Source organism: Candidatus Binatia bacterium, assembly GCA_035631035.1.
Lineage (GTDB): Bacteria > Eisenbacteria > RBG-16-71-46 > SZUA-252 > SZUA-252 > DASQJL01.
This window is the reverse complement of record DASQJL010000130.1, coordinates 1-18,621: the sequence shown is the minus strand read 5'-3', so window position 1 is coordinate 18,621 and position 18,621 is coordinate 1. Positions and strand designations below refer to the sequence as shown.

Annotated in this window: 18 protein-coding genes; all 18 read left to right on the top strand. The window is 70.1% G+C overall.

Annotation, left to right across the window (positions count from 1 at the left end; all coding sequences use genetic code 11):
• A partial coding sequence (locus VE326_14705; protein ID HYJ34451.1) for an FtsX-like permease family protein occupies positions 1 to 378 on the top strand: 378 nt, incomplete at its 5' end.
• A 3-nt stretch (positions 379 to 381) separates the two neighbouring features.
• Positions 382 to 1,611, top strand: coding sequence for an ABC transporter permease (locus VE326_14700; GenBank protein ID HYJ34450.1), 1,230 nt, complete (start codon positions 382 to 384; stop codon positions 1,609 to 1,611).
• A gap of 15 nt (positions 1,612 to 1,626) precedes the next feature.
• A complete protein-coding gene (gene uvrA / locus VE326_14695) occupies positions 1,627 to 4,503 on the top strand; it encodes an excinuclease ABC subunit UvrA (GenBank protein ID HYJ34449.1) in 2,877 nt (958 codons plus the stop codon).
• A gap of 62 nt (positions 4,504 to 4,565) precedes the next feature.
• On the top strand, positions 4,566 to 5,699 hold the full coding sequence (gene gcvT, locus VE326_14690) for a glycine cleavage system aminomethyltransferase GcvT (GenBank protein ID HYJ34448.1): 1,134 nt from the start codon (positions 4,566 to 4,568) through the stop codon (positions 5,697 to 5,699).
• Entirely contained in the window at positions 5,696 to 6,082 is a 387-nt protein-coding gene (gene gcvH, locus VE326_14685) for a glycine cleavage system protein GcvH (GenBank protein HYJ34447.1), read from the top strand. The genes gcvT and gcvH overlap by 4 nt, the downstream gene beginning before the upstream one ends.
• Positions 6,079 to 7,470 carry an aminomethyl-transferring glycine dehydrogenase subunit GcvPA gene (gcvPA, locus tag VE326_14680; GenBank protein ID HYJ34446.1) on the top strand — a complete coding sequence of 464 codons (1,392 nt, stop codon included), beginning with the start codon at positions 6,079 to 6,081 and terminating at the stop codon, positions 7,468 to 7,470. Before gcvH ends, gcvPA begins: the two co-directional genes overlap by 4 nt.
• Positions 7,458 to 8,924 (top strand): aminomethyl-transferring glycine dehydrogenase subunit GcvPB, encoded by a 1,467-nt coding sequence (gene gcvPB / locus VE326_14675; protein ID HYJ34445.1) that lies wholly within the window; start codon positions 7,458 to 7,460, stop codon positions 8,922 to 8,924. The genes gcvPA and gcvPB overlap by 13 nt, the downstream gene beginning before the upstream one ends.
• Complete coding sequence (locus tag VE326_14670) at positions 8,914 to 9,420, top strand: hypothetical protein (GenBank protein ID HYJ34444.1); 507 nt, start codon at positions 8,914 to 8,916, stop codon at positions 9,418 to 9,420. Before gcvPB ends, VE326_14670 begins: the two co-directional genes overlap by 11 nt.
• A gap of 64 nt (positions 9,421 to 9,484) precedes the next feature.
• Entirely contained in the window at positions 9,485 to 9,760 is a 276-nt protein-coding gene (locus VE326_14665) for a hypothetical protein (protein ID HYJ34443.1), read from the top strand.
• A 35-nt stretch (positions 9,761 to 9,795) separates the two neighbouring features.
• Positions 9,796 to 11,655, top strand: a complete 1,860-nt coding sequence (locus VE326_14660) for a glutamate mutase L (GenBank protein ID HYJ34442.1) — start codon at positions 9,796 to 9,798, stop codon at positions 11,653 to 11,655.
• A 50-nt stretch (positions 11,656 to 11,705) separates the two neighbouring features.
• The gene (locus tag VE326_14655; protein ID HYJ34441.1) at positions 11,706 to 12,836 is read left to right on the top strand and encodes a hypothetical protein; all 1,131 of its coding nucleotides are present in this window, start codon (positions 11,706 to 11,708) and stop codon (positions 12,834 to 12,836) included.
• A gap of 152 nt (positions 12,837 to 12,988) precedes the next feature.
• A complete protein-coding gene (locus VE326_14650) occupies positions 12,989 to 14,140 on the top strand; it encodes a DUF6754 domain-containing protein (GenBank protein ID HYJ34440.1) in 1,152 nt (383 codons plus the stop codon).
• Positions 14,141 to 14,150: 10 nt separating this feature from the next.
• Positions 14,151 to 14,792 (top strand): hypothetical protein, encoded by a 642-nt coding sequence (locus VE326_14645; GenBank protein HYJ34439.1) that lies wholly within the window; start codon positions 14,151 to 14,153, stop codon positions 14,790 to 14,792.
• Positions 14,789 to 15,619, top strand: a complete 831-nt coding sequence (locus VE326_14640; protein HYJ34438.1) for a hypothetical protein — start codon at positions 14,789 to 14,791, stop codon at positions 15,617 to 15,619. The genes VE326_14645 and VE326_14640 overlap by 4 nt, the downstream gene beginning before the upstream one ends.
• 2 nt (positions 15,620 to 15,621) lie before the next feature.
• A complete protein-coding gene (locus tag VE326_14635) occupies positions 15,622 to 16,269 on the top strand; it encodes a hypothetical protein (GenBank protein ID HYJ34437.1) in 648 nt (215 codons plus the stop codon).
• Positions 16,270 to 16,276: 7 nt separating this feature from the next.
• Positions 16,277 to 17,041: a hypothetical protein gene (locus tag VE326_14630; GenBank protein ID HYJ34436.1), complete on the top strand. Its 765-nt coding sequence runs from the start codon at positions 16,277 to 16,279 to the stop codon at positions 17,039 to 17,041.
• Positions 17,038 to 17,490, top strand: coding sequence for a hypothetical protein (locus VE326_14625; GenBank protein HYJ34435.1), 453 nt, complete (start codon positions 17,038 to 17,040; stop codon positions 17,488 to 17,490). The genes VE326_14630 and VE326_14625 overlap by 4 nt, the downstream gene beginning before the upstream one ends.
• 11 nt (positions 17,491 to 17,501) lie before the next feature.
• Positions 17,502 to 18,621, top strand: a 1,120-nt coding sequence (gene gpmI / locus VE326_14620; GenBank protein ID HYJ34434.1) for a 2,3-bisphosphoglycerate-independent phosphoglycerate mutase, incomplete at its 3' end; no start/stop codon positions are given.

The window sequence follows — 18,621 nt, the reverse complement described above, 5'->3', positions numbered from 1 at the left end:
GCCGGGACGATCGCGCTGGTGGCGATCTCCCTCGTGGTGGGCGGCATCGTGATCATGAACATCATGCTCGTCGCGGTCACGGAGCGGACCCGTGAGATCGGCCTCCGGAAGGCGCTGGGGGCGCGCCGGTCGGACTTGACCGGCCAGTTCCTGAGCGAGGCGGTCGTGCTCTCCACGTTCGGCGGCGTCCTGGGCGTGGCGGCGGGAATCTCCTTCGCCCTCTTCATCCGCGCGGTGACCCCCCTCCCGGCCTCCATCCAGCCCTGGTCGGTGCTGATCAGCCTGGGCGTGGCGTCCTCCGTGGGGCTCTTCTTCGGCGTCTACCCGGCGACCCGCGCGGCTCAGCTCGATCCGATCGCGGCGCTCCGGCAGGAATAGGCGATGGCGATCGACGTTCGTGAAGGGGTGACGATCGCGTTCCGCGCGATCCGGTCGAACAAGCTCCGCTCCTTCCTCACCGTGCTCGGCGTGATCATCGGAATCACCACGATCATGGCGATGGTCTCGATCATCGAGGGGCTGAACCGGAGTATGAAGGCGCAGCTCGCCTCCATCGGCACCGACGTGCTCTACATCCGGCCCTTCGCGCCGGGCGCGTTCTTCGGGGGCCTTCCCGACAGCCTGCGCCACCGGCCCTGGTTCAAGCCGGAGGACGCCCAGGCGATCCGGAACCAGGCCGACGCGGTGCTGGCGGTGTCCCCCCTGAATTTCACGCAGGGCGTGAAGCTGCGCTACGGCGAGACCGAGACCCGGGCGAACGCCGTCGTGGGCTCGAGCCCCGACTATCTGGTGACCAACGGCTACGCGGTCGTGAACGGCCGCTACTTCACCGACGCCGAGGTGGAGCATCGCTCGCCGGTGTGCGTCCTGGGGCTGGACCAGGTGGAATCCCTCTTCCCGCACGGCACGTCGGTGGGGAAGAGCATCTACATCGGCGGACGCCCCTTCACCGTGATCGGCGAGCTCGAGCGGCGGGGGAAGTTCGTGGGCATGAGCCTCGACGACATCGTGATCACCCCCTACACCTCGCTGGAGAAGAACTTCGGCCCCGACCTGCCGATGGTGCTGAACGCGAAGCCTCGGGCGCCGGAGCTGATCGACACCGCCAAGGATCAGATCATCGAGGTGCTCCGCCGGCAGCGGCGGCTGCGCTACAGCCAGTCGGACAACTTCGCGGTCTTCACCGACCAGTCGCTGGTGGATCTCTACAAGCAGATCACCGGCGCCTTCTACCTGGTCATGGTCGTGATCTCCTCGATCGGACTCCTGGTCGGGGGGATCGGGGTCATGAACATCATGCTGGTGTCGGTGACCGAGCGGACGCGCGAAATCGGGATCCGGAAAGCGATCGGGGCGCGGCAGAAGGACGTGCTCTGGCAGTTCCTCGTGGAGGCGATGACCCTGACCGGCACGGGCGGGATCATCGGCGTGACGCTGGGGCTTCTGGTGGGCTGGCTGATCGACGTCCTGACCCCGCTCTCCTTCGCGGTGCCGCCGTGGGGGATCCTGCTCGCTTTCTTCTCCTCGACCTCCATCGGGCTCTTCTTCGGGATGTACCCGGCGGTCAAGGCGGCGCGGCTCGACCCGGTGGAGGCGCTGCGCTACGAGTAGGGTAGAATCTCTCCCATGGACCTCATCAAGATCCGCGGCGCCCGCGAGCACAATCTCAAGTCCCTCGACCTCGACATCCCCCGGAACCGGCTGGTGGTGATCACCGGCGTCTCCGGCTCCGGGAAGTCCTCGCTCGCCTTCGACACCCTCTACGCCGAGGGGCAGCGGCGCTACGTCGAGTCGCTGTCGGCCTATGCGCGGCAGTTCCTCGGCCAGATGGAGAAGCCCGACGTCGACCAGATCGAGGGGCTCTCGCCGGCCATCTCGATCGAGCAGCGCACGGCGGGGACGAACCCCCGCTCCACGGTGGCCACGGTCACCGAGATCTACGACTACCTGCGCCTTCTCTACGCGCGGATCGGCGTGCAGCACTGCGTCCAGTGCGGACGGCCCATCCGCCGCCAGACGGTGCAGGAGATGGTGGACCATCTCCTCGCCGCCTACCGCGGCCGAAGGCTCCAGATCCTGGCCCCGGTCGTGCGCGGCCGGAAGGGGGAGTACCGGAAGGAGATCGCGCAGTGGCGCCGGCTGGGCTACGTGCGGGCGCGCGTGGACGGAGGGTGGGTGGAGCTGGAGGAGGAGATCGCGCTCGACAAGAAGCGGAAGCACACGATCGAGATCGTCGTGGACCGCCTGCCGGCCGACACGGAGCGCCGGAGCCGCCTCCACGAGGCGCTGGAGACCGCGACCCGGCTGGCGGAAGGGCTCGCGCTCGCCCTGGTCGACGGCGAGGAGGAGGAGACGCTCTCCTCGAGCGCGGCGTGCCCGGCGTGCGGGATCTCGTACGAGCCGCTCCAGCCGCGCAGCTTCTCCTTCAACAGCCCCTACGGCGCGTGCAAGACCTGCGACGGGCTCGGCACCACCATGGAGATCGACGCGGACCTGGTCGTCCCCGACCGGACGAAGTCGCTCCGCGAGGGGGCGATCCCCATGTGGGGCGACGCCGAGGGGACCTGGACCAAGGGGACGCTCAAGGCCGTGGCCAAGCGGCTCAAGATCTCCCTGGATACGCCTTTCGGAAAGCTGCCCGCCTCGGCGAAGGGCGCCCTGTTGAGCGGGCTGGGGGACGAGAAGCTGGACTACGCCTTCCGCCTGAAGGACGGCCGCACGCTGTCGCACACGGGGAAGTTCCGCGGGATCCTGAACGAGCTGCAGCGCCGCTATCGCGAGACCACGTCGGACGCGGTGCGGGAGCAGATCGGCGCCCTCATGACCAAGAAGCCCTGCCCCGCCTGCAACGGCGCGCGTCTGAAGCCCGAGTCGCTGGCCGTGAAGGTGGACGGGCTCTCGATCGCCGAGTGGACCGGCCGCCCGGTCACGCGCGCGCTCGAGGTGATGCGCGGGATGGCGCTGTCGCCGCGCGACGCGGGGATCGCGGCTCCGGTCGTGAAGGAGCTCCGGCAGCGGCTGGAGTTCCTGGACGACGTCGGGGTCGGCTATCTCACGCTGGACCGCGCCGCGGGGACGCTCTCGGGCGGGGAGGCGCAGCGGATCCGCCTCGCGACCCAGATCGGGTCGCGCCTCACCGGCGTCCTCTACATCCTGGACGAGCCGAGCATCGGGCTCCATCCCGTGGACAATAAGAAATTGCTCGAGACGCTGCTCGCGCTCCGCGATCTGGGCAATTCGGTTCTCGTGGTGGAGCACGACCGTGAAACGATGGACGCGGCCGACCACATCGTGGACCTGGGCCCCGGCGCCGGGCGCCGCGGCGGCTACCTCGTCGCCGAGGGAACGGTGGAGCAGGTGCGCGCCGTGCCGGGGTCGCTCACGGGACAGTATCTCTCCGGCGCCCGCGAGATCCCCATCCCCACGGAGCGGCGCGCCGGGAGCGGCGCCGCGCTCGAGGTGGTCGGGGCGCGGCAGAACAACCTGCGCGGGATCCGCGCCCGCTTCCCGCTCGGCACCCTGGTCTGCGTGACCGGCGTCTCCGGATCGGGGAAGAGCACCCTCGTGAACGACATCCTCTACAAGGCGCTCGCGCGCCGCTTCTACCAGGCCAAGGAGCCGCCCGGCGCGCACGAGAAGATCGTGGGGCTGGAGCACGTGGACAAGGTCGTCGCGATCGACCAGTCGCCGATCGGCCGCACGCCGCGCTCGAACCCCGCGACCTACACCGGCGTGTTCACCTTCATTCGCGACCTCTTCGCGTCCACGCCCGAAGCGAAGGTGCGCGGCTACGGCCCGGGACGCTTCTCCTTCAACGTGAAGGGTGGGCGCTGCGAAGCGTGCGGCGGCGACGGTCTCTGCACCATCGAGATGCACTTCCTTCCGGACGTCTACGTCACCTGCGAGGTCTGCCGCGGGAAGCGCTACAACCGGGAGACGCTGGAAGTCACGTTCAAGGGCCGCTCGATCGCCGACGTGCTCGAGATGACGGTGGAGGACGCGCTGGAGCTGCTCGGCGCGGTGCCGCCGATCCGCCGGAAGCTCGAGACGCTCGCGGGCGTGGGGCTGGGCTACATCCACCTGGGGCAGGCGGCGACGACCCTCTCGGGGGGCGAGGCGCAGCGGGTGAAGCTGGCCTCGGAGCTCTCGCGCGTCGAGACGGGGCGGACGCTGTACCTGCTCGACGAGCCGACGACGGGGCTCCATTTCGAGGACGTCCGCCAGCTCCTGGACGTGCTCGACCGCCTCGTCGACCGGGGGAACACCGTGATCGTGATCGAGCACAACGGCGACGTGATGGCGCGCGCCGACTGGATCCTGGACCTGGGTCCGGGCGGCGGCGAGGCGGGAGGCAGGGTCGTGGCCGAGGGGACCCCCGAGGCGGTCGCGGCCAACCCGGAATCGAAGACGGGGGAAGCCCTTCGGGAGTTCTTCCGCGGTCAGGGGAAGGCCGTGGAGGCACCCCCGGGGCGGGCACGGCGCCGCCGGGAGGCGGTCGTTTGAAATCCCGCCGGGATGTGCTAAGGTAGCTCGTTCGCGCGCGCAACGACCATAAATAGACGAGGATGCTCGATACCGCCGCCGCGCTCCGGCGCACTCCATTTCATCCGCGACACGTTGCCCTGGGAGCCAAGATGGTCCCGTTCGCAGGGTATGAGATGCCCATTCAGTACGAGGGCATCGTCGCCGAACACCGTTCGGTGCGCTCGGCCGTCGGGGTCTTCGACGTCTCCCACATGGGGGAGATCCGGCTGACCGGGCCCGGCGCCGCCGCCTACGCCGACCGCCTCGTCACCAACGAGACCCGCTCCCTTCCCGTCGGCAAGGTCGCCTACACGCCCATGTGCCGCGAGGACGGCGGCATCGTGGACGATCTCCTGGTCTACGCCCTGGGCAACGACCGGCTCCTGGTCGTCAACGCCTCCAACTTCGAGAAGGACCTCGCCTGGGTGCAGGCGCACGCGCCCGCGGACGTCTCCGTCGTGGACGAGAACGCCGTCACCGCCCAGCTCGCCGTGCAGGGCCCGCGGGCCGAGGCGGTGATCGCGAAGCTCTACGGCGCGCGGGCCACGGCGCTCGCCTTCTACGAGGCCTACGAGACGGGCGCGGGAGAGGACTGGACCCTGGTTTCGCGCACCGGCTACACCGGCGAGGACGGCTTCGAGCTCTACGTCCGCCCCTCGCGCGCGCTCGATCTCTGGGACCGCGTGTTCGAGGCGGGCGCCCCGGAGGGGATCCGCCCGATCGGACTCGGCGCGCGCGACACGCTGCGCCTGGAGATGGGGTACTGCCTGTACGGAAACGATATCGACGAGACCACGAATCCGATCGAGGCCGGACTGGCGTGGACGGTCCGTCTCGACAAGGAGGATTTCATCGGACGGGGCGCGATCGCGTGCGTGAAGGAGGAGGGCCCGAAGCGAAAGCTCCTCGGGCTGCTCGCCGAGAGCGACCGCATCCCGCGCCACGGCTTCCCGGTGGAGCAGGACGGACGCCCCGCGGGGACGGTGACCAGCGGCTCGATGGGGATCTCCCTGGGCGCGCCGGTCGCAATGGCCTACCTGGACGGCGCCGCCGCCAAGACCGGGGCCCGGGTGCAGGTCCAGGTCCGCGGCCAGGCGGTGCCGGCCGTGGTCACCAGCCGTCCCATGTACACGAAGGGAACCGTCCGCTCGCCCAAACCCAGGAGATCGGCATGAAGGTGCCCGGAGAGCTTCGGTACACCAAGGAGCACGAGTGGGTGCGCGTGAAGGGGAACGAGGCGGAGGTGGGGATCACCGACTACGCCCAGGGTGAGCTCGGGGACGTGATCTTCGTCGAGCTGCCCCAGGCCGGATCGAAGCTGGCGCACATGAAGCCGTTCGGCACGATCGACGCGGTGAAGACCGTGAGCGATCTCTTCGCCCCCGTTTCCGGCGAGGTGGCCGCGGTGAACGAGTCGCTGCAGACCAATCCCGCGCTGGTGAACCAGTCGCCCTACGAGAACGGCTGGATGGTCCGGATCCGGATGGAGAACCCGGGCGAAGTCGACAAGCTCCTCTCGGCGGACGAGTACGAGAAACTTCTCGGAGCGCACGCGTGAGCTTCGTCGGCCGCAGCGAGGACGAGCGCCGGGCCATGCTGGCGCGGATCGGCGCCTCGAAGATCGACGACCTTTGGGGCGCCATCCCCGAGCCGTTCCGCGTCGCGGGGCCGCTCCCGCTTCCGGCGCCTATGGCCGAATACGAGATCGCGCGCCGCATGGAGCAGCTCGCCGGCGAGAACGCCGACGCGACCCGGTACGCCTGCTTCCTGGGCGCCGGCATCTACGACCATTTCGTGCCCTCCGCGCTCCGCGCGATCACGGGGCGGAGCGAGTTCGCGACCGCCTACACGCCCTACCAGCCCGAAGTCGCGCAGGGGACCCTGCAGGTCATTTTCGAGTACCAGTCGATGATTCGCGAGCTGACCGGCATGGAGGTGGCGAACGCGTCGATGTACGACGGCGCGACCGCCGCCGCCGAGGCGGCCCATCTCGCCGCCGGCGCGACGGGGCGCCGCCGCGTGCTCGTCTCCTCCGGGCTCCATCCCCACGCGCGCCGCGTGCTCGCGACCTACGCCTCGGCCGGGAACTTCGACCTCGAGGTGCTCCCCCTGGAAGGCGGCCGCACGCCGGCGGCCGCCGTGGCGCGGAGCGCCGGCTCCGGTCCGGGTCTGGCGGCCCTGATCTGGGCGCAGCCCAACTTCGAGGGGGTCGTCGAGGACGGCCGCGCCCTGACCGAAGCCGCGCACGCGGCGGGCGCCTACTCGGTGGCCTCGGCCGATCCCGTGGCCCTGGCGGTCCTCTCGCCTCCGGGCGAGGACGGGGCCGACGTGGTCGTGGGGGAGGGGCAGCCGCTGGGCGTCTCGATGTCCTATGGCGGTCCACTGGTCGGCTTCTTCGCCATCCGGAAGAAGGACGTGCGCCGGCTCCCGGGACGCCTGGCCGGGATGACCGTGGATCTCGACGGCAAGCGCGGCTACGTCCTCACGCTCCAGACCCGCGAGCAGCACATCCGCCGCGAGCGGGCGACTTCGAACATCTGCACGAACCAGGGCCTGATGGCGCTCGCGAACACGATCCACCTGGCGCTGCTCGGCGCCGAGGGGATGCGCGACGTGGGCCTCCAGTGCCTGGAGCGCGCGCACTACCTGGCCGAGCGGATCGCCGCGGTGCCGGGCGTGACGCTCGCGCACGGCAGCGCGCCCTTCTTCCGAGAATTCGTCGTGCGCCTGCCGGGCTCGGCCGAGCGGTTCGTGCACGCCGCGCTCGGCTCGCGCATCCTCGCGGGCGTTCCGCTCTCGCGCTTCGACGCCGGCCGGCCGGGGGATCTCCTGGTCGCGGCCACCGAGAAGCGGAGCAAGGAGGAGATGGACCGCTACGTGGAGACGCTCGCGCGCTGGGCGCGGGCGGGGCGGCCGGCGCCCGAGGAGGCCGTATGTCCGAGCTGACCCTGCACGAGGGCTCCGTTGCCGGCCATCGCGGCCCGCGACTGGCGCCGCTCGACATCCCGGAACAGGGCGCGGCGCGCCTCCTGCCCGGCATCCGGCTCCGCCCGGGGGCTCCCGACCTGCCGCAGATCTCCGAGCCGTCGGTGGTGCGCCACTTCGTGAACCTCTCGGTCATGAATCATCACATCGACCGCGCCATCTACCCGCTCGGCTCCTGCACGATGAAATACAACCCGAAGCTCAACGACGAGATGGCCCGCATCCCAGGCTTCGCGGCAATCCATCCGCTGCAGCCCGAGGAGACGGCGCAGGGAGCGCTGGCGGTGATCGGCGAGCTGCACGAGTGGATCCGCGCGATCATGGAGATGCCGGGCGTCACGACGCAGCCGGCGGCCGGCGCCCAGTGCGAGCTGACGGCGATCCTCATGACGCGCGCCTATCACGCCGAGCGCGGCGACGCGCGCGAAGAGGTGATCGTCCCCGACTCGGCGCACGGCACCAATCCCTCGTCGGTGGCCCAGGTCGGCTACAAGGTCGTCACCGTGCCCTCGGGGCCGGACGGCTGCGTGGACCTCGAGGCGCTCCGGGCCGCGGTGTCGCCGCGGACCGCCGCGCTGATGCTCACCAATCCGAACACGCTCGGGATCTTCGAGCACAACGTGGGGGAGATCGCGCGCATCGTCCACGACGCGGGCGGGCTCCTCTACCTGGACGGCGCGAACCTGAACGCCATGGTCGGGCTCGCGAGTCCCGGCCGGATGGGCTTCGACTTCGCGCACATCAACCTCCACAAGACCTTCAGCACACCGCACGGCGGCGGCGGCCCCGGCGGCGGCGTTCTCTGCGTGCGGGCCGAGCTGGAACCGTATCTCCCCGCGCCGGTGCTGGTCCGTCACAACGACTGCTGGCACTGGGACGAGGATCGTCCCCGATCGATCGGGCGGGTCCACTCGTTCTACGGAAACTTTGGAATCCTGGTCCGGGCGCTCACGTACATGCGCTCGCTCGGCGCTTCGGGGATCGCGGAGGTGAGCCGCGAGGCGATCCTGAACGCGAACTATCTCAAGGCCCGGCTGATCGAGGCCTACGAGCCGTCGCACGCCGGCTACTGCATGCACGAGTTCGTGCTCTCCGCCAGTCGCCAGAAGGCCCGGGGGGCGCGCGCGCTCGACGTGGCGAAGCGGCTCCTCGATTTCGGCGTGCACGCGCCCACGACCTACTTCCCGCTGATCGTGGACGAGGCGCTGATGGTCGAGCCGACCGAGACCGAGACCAAGGGCTCGCTCGACGCGTTCGCCGAGGCGATGCTGGCGATCGACCGCGAGTCGATCGAGACGCCGCAGAAGCTGAAGGACGCGCCGACGCGCACGCCGGTGCGCCGCCTGGACGAGGCGCGGGCCGCCCGGCAGCTCATCCTCTCCTGGCAGGACGCGGAGGCCGCGGGTGGCGCGTGAGCGCCCGGCCGCGGCCGCGCGCCTGGGGAACGCCGGAGCCGAGGAGACCGAAGCGGTCTCGGAGCTCCCGGACGCGGGGCCGGACGGCGAGCTCAGCTGGAGCGTCTGGCCCGCGCGGCAGAAGCCGCTGACGGCCGCGGTGATCGTGGCCGGCGCGCTCGTGCTCGGGATCCTGATCGCCCGCGGCACGGGGGACCGGCTGCTCGGAATCGCCGCGCCGCTCTTCGTGCTCGTCTCCCTGTCGTCGTACCTCCTCCCCACGCGCTATCGGCTGACGCCGGACGCGGTCGAGGTGCGCTCGCTCGGCGTCGTGCGGGCGCGTCCCTGGAGCGAGATGAAGCGCTTCGAAGAAGACGAGGCGGGGCTCTTCCTGAGCCCCTTCGAGAAGCGGAGCTGGCTGGACGCCTACCGCGGCGTGCGGCTCTCCCTGGGAGGAAACCGCGATCGGGTGGTGGCGTTCGTTCAAGCACGCGTCGCGCGCTCCGGGCGCCGATGAGGCGCTGACCGACGAGGACCGGCGTCTCCTCGATCGCCTCGCCGAGACCACCGTGCGGTATCGCATGACGGTCCCCGCGATCCTCTTCCTCGAGAGCATGAAGCCGCTCTCGTTCGTGGGGAGCCAGGCGATGTACTTCTTCGAGCCGATGGTCCGGGCGGTGTTCGCGGTGCCCGAGTACGAGCGCTTCGCATCGCTGATGGAGCGCCGCGAGAGCGTCGAGGCGCTCCTGGTGGCGATCGAGCGCCGCGACGAGGACGAGCGCCGCATCGAGAAGGAACGCAAGCAGCGCGAGCGCGACGAGCGCGCGGAGCGCCGGAAACGAAAGGAACCCGAGTGACCCAGACCGAACATCAGATCCACGCGGCCGCCCAGCTGCCCGTTCCGGCCGAGAGCCTCCGGTCGATCCTGGCGACCGACTGCGGCAGCACCACCACCAAGGCGATCCTGATCGAGCGCCGGGGGGACGAGTACCGCCTCATCGTGCGCGGCGAGGCGCCGACCACGGTCGAGGCGCCCTTCGAGGACGTGACCCGGGGCGTGCTGAACGCGATCATGGAGGTGGAGGAGCTGGCGGGCCGGAAGATCCTGGACGGCGAGCGGATCATCTCGCCGCAGCAGGGGAACGAAGGGGTGGACCTCTACATCTCGACCTCCAGCGCGGGCGGAGGCCTCCAGATGATGGTCTCCGGCGTGGTGAAGAGCATGACGGGGGAGAGCGCGCAGCGCGCCGCGCTGGGCGCCGGGGCGATCGTGATGGACGTGATCGCCTCCAACGACGGGCGGCTCCCGCACGAGAAGATCAAGCGGATCCGCCAGCTTCGCCCCGACATGATCCTCCTCTCGGGGGGCGTGGACGGCGGCACCACGTCCCACGTCGCCGAGATGGCGGAGCTCCTGGCCGCCGCCGAGCCCAAAGCGCGCCTCGGCGCGGGCTACGAGCTCCCCGTGATCTACGCCGGCAACAAGGACGCGGCGCAGATCGTGCGGGACCGGCTGGAGGACAAGACGGCGCTGGTGGTCACCGACAACCTGCGCCCCGTGCTCGAGCGGGAGAACCTGACTCCGGCGCGCGACAAGATCCACGACCTCTTCATGGAGCACGTGATGGCGCACGCGCCCGGGTACAAGAAGCTGATGACCTGGTCGCCGATTCCGATCATGCCGACGCCCGGCGCGGTCGGGCTCATCATCGAGACGATCGCGCGCGACGAGAAGATCAACGTGATCGGCGTCGACATCGGCGGCGCGACCACCGACGTCTTCTCGGTGTTCCAGGGCGTCTTCAACCGCACCGTGAGCGCGAACCTCGGGATGAGCTACAGCGTCTCGAACGTGCTGGCCGAGGCGGGGCTCGCGAACATCATGCGCTGGGTGCCTTTCGAGATCGAGGAGGCGGACCTCCGGAACCGGATCAAGAACAAGATGATCCGGCCCACGACGATTCCGCAGTCGCTCGAGGAGCTGGTGATCGAGCAGGCCATCTCCCGCGAGGCGCTCCGGCTCGCCTTCGAGCAGCACAAGCAGCTCGCCGTCGGGCTGAAGGGGGTGCAGCAGGAGCGCACGATCTCCGACACGTTCGAGCAGACGGCGTCGGGGGAGACCCTGGTGCGCCTCGACCACCTGGACCTGCTCGTCGGCAGCGGGGGTGTGCTCTCGCACGCGCCGCGCCGCTCGCAAGCCGCGCTCATGATGCTCGACGCCTTCCTCCCCGAGCACGTGACCGAGCTCGCGGTGGATTCGATCTTCATGGCGCCGCAGCTGGGCGTGCTCTCCACCGTCCACCCGCGCGCGGCCCGGCAGGTCTTCGAGAAGGACTGCCTGATCCGCCTCGGGACCGGCGTGGCTCCGGTGGGCGCGGGGAAGGAGGGGCAGACGATGCTCCGCGTCTCCCTCGAGCTGCCGGGCGGGAAGAAAGAGGAATTCTCGCTCGCCTACGGCGATCTCAAGCTCGTGCCGCTCGCCGACGGCGAGCGCGCGCAGGCCACGCTCCGGCCGGAGAAGTCGTTCGACGTGGGCGAGGGGAAGGGCCGCGAGCGGACCGTGTCCTTGCGCGGCGGCGTGGTCGGGCTCATCTTCGACGGCCGCGGGCGCCGACCCTTCGGCCTTCCCGAGGACCGGGCGCGCCGCATCGCGAAGCTGGCCGCCTGGAACAAGGCGCTGGACATCTATCCGGCCTCCAAGGCGGCCCCTGCGGGCGCCGGTGCCCCCGCTGCCGTGGTCGTGGGAGCCTAAACCTTCCGGAGCCGAGCCCCGCGGGGCCCGGCCCGGCATCAGGAGACAACGTGGCGCATTCCTATACTCCCGGCCTCAAGGTCACCGCGTACACCGTCGTGCGGCGCGAGCGCAAGCTCCCGCTGGCGGGGACGGTGCTCGTGAAGGTGGGCGACGCGGTCAAGGCGGAGACGGTCGTCGCCCGCACCGAGCTCCCCGGCAACGTGCAGACGGTCAACGCGGCGAACATGCTCGGGGTGCTCCCCGAGGACGTGGCGGAATGCCTCGTGAAGCCCGTCGGCTCGAGCGTCGCCAAGGGGGAGCCGTTCGCCGAGAGCCGCTCCTTCTTCGGGCTCTTCCGCTCCAAGGTGCCGTCGCCCATCGACGGCACGCTCGAGAGCCTTTCCGCCGTCACGGGCCAGGCGCTGCTGCGCGAGGCCCCGATTCCCGTGGAGGTGGACGCCTACGTGGACGGGACGATCGTCGAGGTCCATCCCAACCAGGGCGTGACGGTGGAGACGCGGGGCACGTTCATCCAGGGCATCTTCGGCATCGGCGGAGAGACGAGCGGCGTGCTGCGCGTCGTCGCCGGCTCTCCGGGCGAGACCTTGAAAAGTGCCGCGATCACCGAGACGCACCGCGGGTGCGTCGTGGTCGGGGGCGCGCACGTGACGACCGCGACCCTCCGGCACGCCGTGGCGATGGGAGTGAAGGCGATCGTGATCGGCGGCTTCGACGACCAGGACCTCCGCGAGTTCCTGGGCTACGACCTGGGGGTCGCGATCACCGGCTCCGAGGAGAAGGGGCTCACGCTGGTCGTGACCGAGGGCTTCGGCGAGATTCCCATGGCGAACCGGACGTTCGAGCTCCTGAAGCAGTGCGAGGGACGCAAGGTCTCGGTGAGCGGCGCGACGCAGATCCGCGCCGGCGTGCTGCGCCCCGAGATCATCGCGCCGCGCCTCGAGGCGGCCGCGCCCCGCGACGGGTCGGGCGACGGGGCGCACGAGGGGGGACTCGAGGTCGGCAGCCTGATCCGCGTCATCCGGCAGCCCTTCTTCGGACGCCTCGGCAAGGTGACGGCGCTTCCCGCGGAGCTCACGGCGCTGGAGACCGAGGCCAAGGTGCGGGTGCTGGAGGTGGACTTCGGAAACGGCTCGCGAACGATGCTGCCGCGCGCCAATGTCGAGATGATCGAATCCTAGGAAGCCTCCCTCGGACCCGCCTGGCGGCTTGACACCGGGGTGCCCCGCCGCTAGGGTAGAGTCTTCAGCCGGCCGGTCCTGTTCAGCGAGGAACACGCGCACGTGATGGAAGTCCGTGGTGCAGGCCGGGAGGCGGCCGTCTCCGCAGGGGGATGCCGCTGATTCGCGTCCGCCTCCGGCCCCGCGTCGCCGCCGCTTCGCTCGCGGGCGTCGTCGCCACCCTCCTCGCCGGCTTCGCCTCCGCCTTTCCGCTGAAGGCCGTCAACACGCCCAACGACCGCGGCCAGAGCGTCACCCTCACCTGGACCTCGCCGACCCCCACGCCCGCGCACTGGATCCTGCTGCGCCGCGAGCGCGGCGGAACGTTCGCGCCCGTGGACACGCTGGACGGCGCGCTGAAGACGCACACCGATGAGGGCGAGGGAGCCCAGGGCGTCCAGGACGGCACCACCTACGAGTACCAGCTGATCGCCGATCCGCCGAACCCGGCCCTCAACTCGGACCTCTCCGCGCCCGCCACGCCGGGTCCCGAATGGATCGACAGCACCAAGGTGAACGTCCTCGTCGTCACGCTTCTCTTCTTCATCGTCCTCTTCTACTTCATCAATCAGGCGCACCGCGGCGTCCGCTGGAAGTTCAGGACGATCCCCGGGCTCGTCGCCATCGAAGAGGCGATCGGCCGCGCGACGGAGATGGGCAAGGGCGTCCTCTACATCCCCGGCGTCCAGGACATCGACGACATCCAGACGATCGCCAGCCTGATCATCTTGCGTAATGTGGCGCGCACCACGGCCAAGTACGAGACGCGGCTCACGGTGCCCACCAACGCGCCGGCGGTCTACACGGTCGCCGACGAGGTGGTGAAGTCGGCCTACCAGGACGTTGGGCGCGCCGACGCCTACCAGTCGGACCAGGTGCGCTACGTCACCTCGGAGCAGTTCGCCTACGTGGCCTCGGTGAACGGGATGATGCTGCGCGAGCGCCCGGCCGCGAACCTGCTCCTCGGCGCCTTCTTCGCCGAGTCGCTCCTCCTCGCGGAGACGGGGCACTCGATCGGGGCGATCCAGATTGCCGGCACCGCGAACGTGCACCAGATGCCCTTCTTCGTCGTCGCGTGCGACTACACCCTGATCGGGGAGGAGTACTACGCGGCGAGCGCGCTCCTCTCGAACGAGCCGCTGCTCCTGGGCAGCCTCAAGTCGGCGGACATCGTGAAGCTGGTCCTGATCGTGGTGATCATCATCGGCTGCGCGCTGTACACCTTCGGCAACCCGGCCCTCGGGCTCTGGTTCGGAACGGAATGAGGGGGCGCGCGTGAAGCGGCAAGTACCGTTCCTCATCACGCTGGTCGCGGGCATCTTCTGCCTGATCGGCTTCTTCGTTCCGCATCCCGCGATCCGCACGTTCTACGACGAGATCCAGCAGTGGGTGATCGTGGTCGTCGGCGCCACCTACGTCCTGGGCGTGGCCAATCTCCTCCGGATCAACCTGAAGCAGGTCTCCGGGCGCGAGCGCGACTGGCCCTTCAAGATCGTCCTCCTGCTCGGGATGATCGCGATGATGGTCATCGGCTTCACGGAGGGATCGCACTACCTCGATCCGACCTCCGGGTTCAGCTGGATGTACAACACCTTCTACTCCGCGATGGGGGCGACCATGTTCTCGCTGCTCGCCTTCTTCATCGCGTCGGCGGCGTTCCGGGCCTTCCGGATCCGCACGGTCGAGGCCCTCCTGCTCGCGATCGCGGCCTTCATCCTGATGATCGGCCGCGTGCCGATCGGAAACGCCATCCATCCCTTCATCCCGGCCGCGGCCGACTGGCTGATGGAAGTGCCGCAGAACGCGGCCAAGCGGGGGATCCTGATCGGAGCGGCCATCGGCGTCATGGCGACCGGCATCCGGCTGATCCTGGGCATGGAGCGGGCCTACGGGTCGAGTAGCGGAGGTGGCGGATGAGCGGGCTCACCGCCCTCCGGGGGCTGGACCGGCGCTGGATCTTCCTCGCGGTTGCCCTTCTCGTCGTGGTGCCGCTCGCGGTGGGAATCCACATCGCACCCGTCCAGCCCAGCGCGCGCGCGCGCGGCTTCTACGACGCCATCGAGAAGGTTCCGGCGGGCTCCACGGTGCTCCTCGCCGGCGACTACGACCCGTCCACCGTCGCCGAGAACTACCCGATGCACCTGGCCGCGGCGCGTCACCTCATGCGCCGGAACATCAAGATCGTGGGTCTCGCGCTCTATCCGGGCGGCCCGCCCCTGACCGACCAGGTGCTGCGCATCGCCGGCGGCGAGTACGGAAAGCAGGAGGGCGTCGACTACGTCAATCTCGGCTACAAGGCGGGGAACGAGCTGGTCATGTCGCAAATGGGCTCCAGCATTCCACGCACCTTCCCGGTGGACCGCAGGGGAATCCCGGTGAGCCAGATCCCGGTGATGCGCGGCATCCAGAACTACGCGAACTTCCCGCTGCTCGTGAACATCAGCGCGGGCTATCCGGGCACGAAGGAATGGGTGCAGCAGGTCGTCTCACGCTACCACCTGCCGATGGTCGCCGGCGTCACCGCCGTGAGCGCGCCCGAGTACTATCCCTATCTCCAGGCGGGGCAGCTCAAGGGCCTCCTCGGAGGGATGGCCGGCGGCGCCGAGTACGAGGTGCTGATCCAGAAACCGGCGCTCGCGACGCGCGGCATGGACGCCCAGTCGCTCGCCCATCTCTTCATCGCCTTCATGATCCTCCTCGGGAACCTGGCGTTCCTGGGCGAGGACAAGCAACGGAGGCGCTAGGCATGCACCTGAGCACGCTGCCGGGCGTCTGGATCTCCGCCCTCCTCACGCTGGGGATCTTCTCCTTCCTCTACAAGGACAACCCGGTCTACAAGTTCTGCGAGCATCTCTTCGTCGGGATCTCGGCGGGATACTGGGTCGTGCTCACCTATTACGGCACGATCAAGCCGAACCTGGTCGATCCGCTCTTCGGCGTCCCGTTCACCTTCGACCGGCACCTGCTGCTCGTGATGCCGCTCCTCCTGTCGCTCTTCCTCTTCTCGCGCTTCTTCCCGCGCGGCGACTGGCTGTCGCGCTGGCCGATCGCGATGGTTCTGGGCGTCTATCCGGCGCTTCGGATCACCGGCTTCGCGCAGAGCGACCTGGTGCAGCAGATCAACGGGAGCATCCTCCCGTTCTGGGTGGCGGGGAATCCGTACGCGTCGTTCAACAACATCCTGCTCGTGCTGGGGCTGCTCGCGACCCTGGTCTTCTTCTTCTTCTCCACCGAGCACAAGGGCGCCATCGGCGGCATCGCGAAAGTGGGGATCTATTTCCTGATGGTGAGCTTCGGCGCCTCGTACGGGTACACCGTGATGGCGCGCGTCTCGCTCCTCATCGGCCGCGTGATGTTCCTGCTCGACAGCTGGCTCGGCGTCGTCCGCTTCTAGGACGGCCGTGCCGCGCCCGTCCGGGCTCCTCCTGCCGCACCTCGTCCTCTCCGGCGCGGAACAGATGCGCCTGGACGAATCGATGCTGCGCTGGGCCGCCTCCGCTCCCTTCCGCGTCGCCGCCCGAACGTACGCCTGGTCGCGCCCGACGCTGAGCCTGGGCCGGGCGGAGCCCTACCCCGAGGGGTGGAATCCGGCGGCGATCGAGGCGGCCGGCGTGGATGTGGTGCGCCGCCCGACGGGGGGCGATGCGGTGCTCCACGACGAGGAGGTCACGTTCGCGGTCGCGGCCAGCATTCCGGGGCCGTGGGCGGAGCGGCCCCGCGACTTCGCGCGACTCGTCGCCGACTCCCTGGCGGACGCCCTGCGCGGCCTGGGACTTCCGGCGTCGGTGGTCGCCCCGGGCGAGGAGAACCTTCCCGCGGCCCCTCCGGGGGCCCGGCTCTGCTTCGCCCGGGCGGCGGCGGGAGAGGTGCGGGTTCTGGGCTTCAAGGCGGCCGGGATCGCCTCCCGCTTCACGCACGGCGCCGCGCTGAGCCACGCTTCGGTCCCGCTCACCGCGCGGCACCGAGATGCGGCGCGTCTTCGCGCGAACGCCGCGGAGGACGAGGCGCAGGTGCGGGAGCATGCCCGCTCGATCGGCGAGACGCTCGGCGGCGCGCCGGAGGAGGGGACCGTCCGGGTCCGCCTCCTCGAGGCCCTGGCCGCGCGCTTCGGCGTCGTGCTCGAGCCGGGGAGCCTGGACGACCTGGCTTCGGCGGCCCCGCGATGAAGCGGGCCGGCTTCACCGCGATCACCGTCTACGCGCTCGCGATGGCGCTGGTCGAGGCGGCGTGCGTCGTCTCCCTGAAGCGCCTCTATTTTCCCGAGGGGTGGCGGCCGCCGTTCCACGCCATCCCCGCCGAGGGGCTCCGGCTGGAGCAGTGGCGCGAGGTCGCGACCCTCGTCATGATCGCCGCCGTGGCGCTCCTGGGGAGGCCGCCCGGGCGGATCGCGCTCGCGCGGGGGCTCTGGATCTTCGGCGTGTGGGACCTCGCGTACTACGGGTTCCTCCGGTGGCTGACCGGTTTCCCTCGTAGTCTCGCGGATCTCGACGTTGTGTTTCTCGTGCCGCGCGCGTGGGTCGCTCCGGTCTGGGTTGCCGTGGTCGGCTCGGCCGCCTGCCTTGCGGTCGCGCTTTTCCTCGCGCGCTTTCGCGGGCGAGGGATAGGGGTATGGTAGGCTCGGCCTCCATGGCGACGAAGCGGCCGCTCACCGGACTGATCGTGCTCGACGGCTGGGGCCTGAACCCCGGGACCGAGGGGAATGCCGTGCGCCTGGCGCGCACCCCGGTCATGGACCGCCTCCTCGCCGAATACCCCAGCGCCACCCTCACCACCTGCGGCGAGGCCGTCGGCCTCCCGAAGGGGCAGATGGGGAACTCCGAGGTGGGGCACCTGAACCTGGGCGCCGGGCGGATCGTCTACCAGGACCTCACGCGGATCGACCGCGCCATGGAGGACGGATCGCTCGCGAAGAACGCCGTGCTCCAGGGCGCCTTCGCGCATGCCCTCGAGGGCGGCCGCGCGCTCCACTTCATCGGGCTCCTGTCGCCGGGGGGCGTGCACAGCCACGAGCGGCACCTGCACGCGATGATCCGCGCCGCCGCCGAAGCCCGCGTGCCGCGGATCGTCGTGCACGCCTTCCTCGACGGCCGCGACACGGCGCCCCGCTCGGCGCTCCCCTCGGTCCAATCGACCGAGGCGCTGCTCCGCTCGCTCGGCCCGCACGGGATCGCCACGGTGGCCGGCCGCTACTACGCGATGGATCGCGACAAGCGGTGGGACCGGACCGAGCGCGCCTACCGCGCGCTGGTGGCCGGGGAAGGCGAGCGGACGGCGACCCCCGAGGAAGCGGTCGAGCGCGCGTACGGTCGCGGCGAGGGGGACGAGTTCGTGGCTCCCACCGTCGTCGGCGATCCGGCCGCGCGGCGCATCGCCCGGGGGGACGCGGTGGTCGCCTTCAACTTCCGCCCCGACCGCATGCGGCAGCTCTCGCGCGCCCTGGGCGATCCGGCGTTCGACGCCTTTGCGCGGCCCGAGGGGCCGCTCCAGCTCCATTACGTCTGCATGACCGAGTACGACGAGACCTTTCCGTATCCGGTGCTGTTCCGGGACGAGCCGCTCCGGAAGACTCTGGGCGAGGTGGTGAGCGCCGCCGGAATCCGCCAGCTCCGGATCGCGGAGACGGAGAAGTACGCCCACGTGACCTACTTCCTGAATGGAAGCGAGGAAAAGCCGTTTCCGGGAGAGGACCGCGCCCTGATCCCCTCGCCCAAGGTGGCCACCTACGACCTGAAGCCGGAGATGAGCG